Origin of the sequence: Psychrobacter sp. AOP22-C1-C5 (assembly GCF_052378885.1) — a bacterium.
In the GTDB taxonomy this organism is placed as follows: Bacteria; Pseudomonadota; Gammaproteobacteria; order Pseudomonadales; family Moraxellaceae; genus Psychrobacter.
On sequence record NZ_JBQSYC010000024.1, the window covers coordinates 1 to 1,029 of the forward strand.

Sequence of the window (1,029 nt, forward strand, 5' to 3'; positions counted from 1 at the left end):
AACCCCAGTTCGGGATAAGCCACATTATAACTCATTGATACTATTTACAATGTTGCTACCTGTCCCTGCTGAGGCATATTTTTGATGGTGGGTTTATAGGGAAACCAGCAATAAGCAATTAAACCTGACAGCAAGTTTGTGATAAACCCCGTGACACTACGATGGCGTGAATGCTCAATCTGACACAAGTTTTTAAGCTCCCCAAACACCGTTTCAACCAAAGAGCGATGATTGAGTAGTGCCTCATCCATAGGCTCAAGTAATTGGGGTTTCATATTACGCCGAAGTTTCGTTATCAGCCTAGTATCACTGTGTTTTGTGAGCCACGCGTTTAGTGCTTTACTGATGTATCCTCTATCACCAAACAGCTTACCAAATAACGGCGTTGCCATATCCTTAACAGGCACTCTGTCATCCGTATTACCCGCAGTGACTTTAACAGATACAAGCTCGCCCTTATGATTGATAATGGCGTGCAGCTTAAAGCCATAGAACCAGCCCATGCTGCTTTTGCCTCGGGTTGCAAGTCCCTTAAAGACTTTATGACGGTAGATACGCTTGTTATGACAAACTGCTATCTTGGTTGAATCAATATAGCTGATACCCGTACAGTCGCCCATCATGCTTTGCAAGTAGCTGCACAGTGGTATGATACTGCGCGGTATAAGCTCTATAAATCGCGAGTAGCTCGGCAGATTTGGAAACTCCCGTTTCATCATGCCAAGCATGTGATGGTAGTAAAACGCCTTAAACTGTCGATAACGTAATTGATGAAACAGTATCAAGATGGTCATAATCTCTGCTACACTTATCTGGCATGCTCTTAACCTTTGGTGTCCCGTTGCGATTAAATGAGCGTCAAACTCAGGTTTGAATTGCTGATAAAAGTCGTCAATATGGCAGTATAGTTCGGTTAGGTTGTCCATGTAAGAAGTCCTTGTTGTGAAGTTTGTCTTGGTAAACTTACTTTAGCAACTTCGGACTTCTTTTTTTATTTTTTTTTTGAGCCCTTATCCCGAACTGGGGTTA

At 42.6% G+C, this 1,029-nt stretch carries 1 protein-coding gene; it reads right to left on the reverse strand.

Annotation, left to right across the window (positions count from 1 at the left end; genetic code table 11):
- Positions 1 to 44 precede the first annotated feature (44 nt).
- Entirely contained in the window at positions 45 to 926 is an 882-nt protein-coding gene (locus ACT3TH_RS13685) for an IS982 family transposase (RefSeq protein WP_057758743.1), read from the reverse strand.
- Between the last annotated feature and the right edge of the window lie 103 nt (positions 927 to 1,029).

Bases quoted from the DNA above. Each gene is read 5' to 3' on its own strand.
- ACT3TH_RS13685 (WP_057758743.1), bottom strand. From the start codon at position 926: ATGGACAACCTAACCGAACTATACTGCCATATTGACGACTTTTATCAG.